This is a genomic window from Sphingomonas bacterium (genome assembly GCF_903644055.1).
GTDB lineage: Bacteria > Pseudomonadota > Alphaproteobacteria > Sphingomonadales > Sphingomonadaceae > Sphingomonas_I.
This window is the reverse complement of record NZ_CAHJXD010000082.1, coordinates 1-5499: the sequence shown is the minus strand read 5'-3', so window position 1 is coordinate 5499 and position 5499 is coordinate 1. Positions and strand designations below refer to the sequence as shown.

General features: G+C 70.0%; 5 protein-coding genes. All 5 read left to right on the top strand.

The features are described 5' to 3' along the window. Positions 1-1096, top strand: a 1096-nt coding sequence (locus HUU94_RS12650) for a Gfo/Idh/MocA family protein (protein WP_217429560.1), incomplete at its 5' end; no start/stop codon positions are given. Beyond that, entirely contained in the window at positions 1089-2189 is a 1101-nt protein-coding gene (locus HUU94_RS12645; RefSeq protein ID WP_217429559.1) for a zinc-dependent alcohol dehydrogenase, read from the top strand. The genes HUU94_RS12650 and HUU94_RS12645, both read left to right, overlap by 8 nt. 103 nt (positions 2190-2292) lie before the next feature. Further along, positions 2293-4542 (top strand): glycosyltransferase family 4 protein, encoded by a 2250-nt coding sequence (locus tag HUU94_RS03670; protein WP_217429558.1) that lies wholly within the window; start codon positions 2293-2295, stop codon positions 4540-4542. Positions 4543-4629: 87 nt separating this feature from the next. Further along, positions 4630-4815, top strand: a complete 186-nt coding sequence (locus HUU94_RS03665; protein ID WP_174273763.1) for a hypothetical protein — start codon at positions 4630-4632, stop codon at positions 4813-4815. A 129-nt stretch (positions 4816-4944) separates the two neighbouring features. Next, positions 4945-5499 (top strand): glycosyltransferase family 2 protein (locus tag HUU94_RS03660; RefSeq protein ID WP_174273762.1); only part of this gene is annotated, 555 nt, incomplete at its 3' end.

Here is a 5499-nt window from a genome sequence, read left to right as displayed (position 1 = left end):
GGCGGTCGCGGCGGCGGCGGGCGAGCGCCAGCGCGACCTTTATACCGCGAGCCGCATGATCGAAGAGACCGCGGCGCTCTACGAACAGGCGGTCGGCGAAGCGCCGGCCCGGACGGGAGACCATGTGACGAGGATCGGTTTCATCGGCGCCGGCGGTATCGCCCACCGCCACTTCGGCGTGCTGGAGCGGTTCGAGGACGTCGCCATCGTTGCGGTCTGCGACGTCGACGAGGCCCGCGCGCGAGACGCCGCCGCCCGCTTCGGCGCGCGCGCCTTCACCGATCCGCAGGCGATGCTTGCCGCGACCGAGCTCGACGCGCTCTACATCTGCGTGCCGCCGTTCGCGCACGGCGCGCCCGAACGCGCGGCGATCGGGGCGGGGCTGCCCTTCTTCGTCGAGAAGCCCGTCGCGCTCGATCTCGCCACCGCCGAGGCGATCGCAGCGGAGGTCGCGGCGGCGGGGCTGGTGACGGCGGTCGGCTATCACTGGCGCTATCTCGACACGGTCGACGAGGTCCGCGCGCTGCTCGCGCACAATCCGGCGAAGCTGATGTCGGGCTATTGGCTCGATTCGACGCCGCCGCCGGTGTGGTGGTGGCACGCCGACCAGTCGGGCGGGCAGATGGTCGAGCAGACCACCCATTTGCTCGATCTCGCGCGCTATCTCGGCGGCGCGGTGACGCGGGTCTACGGGCTGGCGGGGCATATCGAGCGGCCGGAGTTCCCCGGCCTCGACGTGCCGACGGTCAGCACCGCCAGCCTCCAGTTCGCGAGCGGGGCGATCGCCAATTTCGCCTCGACCTGCCTGCTCGGCTGGAACCACCGCGTCGGCCTCCACCTGTTCGGCGACAGGCTCGCGGTCGAGATCACCGACCACGACCTGATGGTCGACGTCGGCCGCGGCCGGCCCGTGCGCGGCGCCGAGGGCGATCCGGTTTGGCGCGAGGATCGCGACTTCGTCGATGCGGTGCAGGGCAAGGCGAATGCGATCCGCTGCCCCTATGCCGAGGCGGTAGCGACGCACCGGCTGGCGCTCGCGATCGGCGAATCGGCGCGGACCGGGCAGGCGATCGTGCTGGAGGGCGCCGATGTCTGAGTGGCGCCACATCCGCTCGCTCGGCGTCGAGCGCCCGTACGAGGCCTATCTGCACGGCTATGACGAGGGGCCGCCGGGCCCCGGCCAGGTCCGGCTGGAGATGCTCTACACGGGCTTTTCGGCGGGCACCGAGCTGACCTTCGTCAAGAACACCAACCCCTATCTCCACTCGCGCTGGGATGCGGGGCGCGGCGTGTTCGTGCCTGGCGAGGCCGAGGCGCATTATCCGGTGCCGTTCCTCGGCTATATGGAAAGCGCGCGCGTCGTCGAATCGAACGCATGGGATTATGCGCCCGGCGACGTGATCGGCGCGGTCTTCGGCCACAAGACCGGGCACACCGCCGATCCCTTCCACGACGTGCTGACCAAGCTGCCCGCCGGGATCGATCCGATCCTCGGCATCTATGTGGGCCAGATGGGGCCGATCGCCGCCAACGGCATCCTCCACGCCGATGCCGAGATGCTCGGGGCGAACGCGCCCGCGTTCGGCGCCGGGATCGCGGGACGGCCCGTGCTGGTGATCGGCGCGGGCATCGTCGGGCTGTTCGTCGCATTGTTCGCGCAGGCCGCTGGCGCGAGCGAGGTGGTGATCGCCGATCCTTCGGAATTCCGCCGGATGCGCGCCGCCTGCCTCGGCCTCACCCAGATGACCGAGGCGGACGCCTGGAACCATGCCAAGGCGCGCTGGCACCATGGCGGCAATGATCGCGGCGCCGACATCGTCTTCCAGACGCGCGCCGACAGCGCGTCGCTCCACGCCGCGATGCAGGCGCTGAGGCCCCAGGGCACGGTGATCGACCTCGCCTTCTACCAGGGCGGCGCCGATCGGCTGCGGCTCGGCGAGGAGTTCCACCATAACGGCCTCAATCTGCGCTGCGCGCAGATCAATCGCGTGCCGCGCGGGATGGGGCATGCGTGGGACAAGCGCCGTCTGTCGGAAGAAACGGTAAGGCTGCTCGGCGCGCGCGGCGCGGAGATACGGCAGCAGCTCATCACCCATGTGATCCCGATCGAGGAAGCGCCCGCTTTCCTGCGCCACCTCGTCGCCGACCGGCCCGAATTTTTGCAGATCGTCTTCAAGGGCGCCGATTGACCGTATCGCGCTTCGTCACCCCGGCCTTGCGCCGGGGTCCCGCTTCGTCGGCGCGGGTCGAGTTAGCGGGACCCCGGCTCAAGGCCGGGGTGACGGGAGGAGGGTGATAACCGACGCGCCCGCCCCGATACGCATCCTGTTCGTCTTCGCCTGGCTGGTGGTCGGCGGCGAGGAGACCGAGGTGCGCCTGCTCGCCCAGGCGCTCGATCCGGCGCGCTACGCGATCGATGTCGTCGCCTGCTTCCGCAAGCCGGGCATGCCGGAACAGAGCCACGACCAGCTCGAGGCGCTGGGGGTGCGGGTCGATCGCACGCCCTATCATCTCTCGTTCGAGGATACGGTCGCTTATCTCGCGGGGATCGTGCCGGGCTACGATGCGGTGGTATCGTGCCAGAACGTCGCCGACATCTATCCAGCACTCGAACGGCTGCATCTGCGCCCGCCGCTGATCGAGCATGGCGGGCTGGTCTCCGAGGCGCTCGCCGGGCCCAAGCATTTCACCACGCGTTACGTCGGCGTCTGCACCTCGATCCGCGACGCCGCCGCGGGCCGCATGCCGGGGCGCGAGGCGGACGCGCTCGCCATCCCCTCGATGGTCGACATGGCGGCGTTCGATCCCGCCGCCCGCGCGCCGACGCGCGCGGCGCTGGGGATCGGCGACGGCGTGCCGCTGATCGGCTGGGTCGGCCGGCTCGACGCCAAGAAGCGCGTCGAGGATTTCATCGCCGCCGCCGCGCGCGTCCATGCGGAAAGGCCCGAGGCGCGCTTCCTCGTCATCGGCGGCCCCGATGCGTTCATGCCCGATTATGCCGTGCGGCTGCGCGGGCAGGCCCGCGCGCTCGGCCTCGACGGCGCGCTGAGCTTCCTCGGCGACCGCGCCGACATTCCCGCCTTGCTCTCGGCGCTCGACGTCTTCGTCTGGCTGTCGCGCGGCGAGGGCATGCCCCATGTCGTCGCTGAAGCGGGCGCGGCGGCGCTGCCGGTGATCGCGACCGCCGACAACGGCACGCTCGAACAGATCGAGGATGGCGCGAGCGGGCTGTTCGTGCCGCACGAAGCGCCCGGGGCGGTCGCTGCGGCGATCGTGCGGCTGATCGACGATCCCGCGCTGCGCCGCGATCTCGGCACGGCACTTCATGCCAAGGTGCGCGCGGATTATGCGGTCGCGGCGGTGGTGCCGCAATGGGAGCGATTGTTCGAAGCCGTGCGCCGCGCGCGACCGCCGGCCGCGCCCTCCCTGTTCCGCAGCTTCTTCCAGGGCGGCTTCGAATGCTCGAGCCACCGCCGCGCGCATGACCGGCGTCGCGTCGATATGATCGCGGCGACCCGGCACGATCAACTGGCCGAAGCCGATTATCGCACGCTCGGCGCGCACGGCATCCTCACGGTGCGCGACGGGATCCGCTGGCACCTGATCGAGCAGGCGCCTGGCCGTTACGACTGGTCCAGCCTGACCGCCCAGCTCGCCGGCGCGGCGGCGGCCGGCGCCCAGGTGATCTGGGACCTGCTCCATTACGGCTGGCCCGACGATATCGACGTGTGGAGCCCGGCGTTCGTTCCGCGCTTCGCGCGCTTTGCCGCCGAAGCGGCGCGCGTGATCCGCGCGCAGACGCCGGGCACCCGCTTCTACTGCCCGGTCAACGAAATCTCGTTCCTGGCGTGGGGCGGGGGCGACGCCGCTTACCTCAACCCCTTCGCGCGCGGCCGGGGCTTCGAGCTGAAGGTGCAGCTCGCGCGCGCCGCGATCGCCGCGATGGCGGCGATCCGCGCGGAGGATCCCGCCGCGCGCTTCGCGCATGTCGATCCCGTCATCAACGTCGTCACCGATCCCGCCCGGCCGTGGGACGCGCCGCACGCCGAAGGGCATCGTCAGGCGCAGTTCCAGGGCTGGGACCTGATCGCCGGCCGCATCTGGCCGCAGATCGGCGGCCGCTCCGATCTGCTCGATATCGTCGGGGTCAATTATTATCACAACAACCAGTGGATCCATGGCGGCCCGACGATCGATCGCGCCCACCCGCTGCACAAGCCGTTTCACCGGATGCTGGCGGAGACCTACGCCCGCTATGGCCGCCCCATCTTCGTCGCCGAAACGGGGATCGAGGGCGACGAGCGCCCCGCCTGGCTGGCGCATGTCGCGGGCGAGGTCCGGGAGGCGCGGCGGCTGGGTGTGCCGGTCGAGGGCCTGTGCCTCTATCCTATCCTCGATCATCCCGGATGGGATGACGAGCGGCCGTGCCCCAACGGCCTGCTGCACACCACGGAGGACGGAAATGCGCGCCGCGCCGACAGCGCGTATGCCGCCGAACTGGCGCGCCAGCGAAACTTATCCCAAATCAATACCGCCACTTAATTTGCGGAGGCAGGGAGCAAAAACGCAAGCAGCGCGATTTGCTTGGCGTCACGACGCACGGTGGCACATGCCGATAAGGAGCAAGCGATGAGCATCAAGGGCGAAATCAAGGAAGCGGCCGGATTCCTCGAGGAAGAAGCCGCCGAGCATGGCAAGTCGGCAGCAAGCAAGGAAAAGGCCCAGGAAGGGCGCGACCTGCGCAACGAGGGCCGTGTCGAGGACGGCAAGGCGCCGAAGACGACCGAGCCCGGCACCGGCCATCCCGAAAAGTGAAATGCGCCGCCCCCGCTTATCGCGGGGGCGGGCTCCGCCACCAGATCGAAGTCGATCTCCTGAGATCACGTCCATTTTAGGTTGCAACCGCCCCACCGCTCCAGAGGGCGGCAAGAGCGCCGAGATCCCATGCAGCTAAGCAATCGCGATGCGGTCGCCATCGCAGTCCCGGTCCGCAACGAAGCCGTTCGCCTGCCGCCTCTGCTGTCCGCTCTGGCCGGTCAGGTCGATGCGCCGCCGTTCACGCTCTGCCTGTTCTTCGATAATTGCGTCGATGGCAGCGAGGCGATCGCGGCATCCCTGCGCCCCGGCCTTCCCTACACGATCCGCACCGAAGGCTGCGATCGCGGGGGACCGCCCAACGCCGGGCGCGCGCGCTCCCGCGCGATGGCGCTCGCTGAGGCCGTCGCGCCGAATGGCATATTGCTGACGACGGACGCGGACGGCGAGCCCGCGCCGGACTGGATCGCCCGCAACCTTGCCGCTTTGTCGGCGGTCGAACTGGTCGCGGGAAGGGTGGTGCGCGCGTCGGGACCGGCCTCCGATCGCCAGGATCGGATCGAGGCTTATTACCACCGCCTCCATGCGATGCGGCGCGCGATCGATCCGGTGCCGTGGGAAGCGCATCCGACGCATCACTGGACGAGCGGCGCCAGCCTGGCGATGCGGGCCGCCACCTATCGC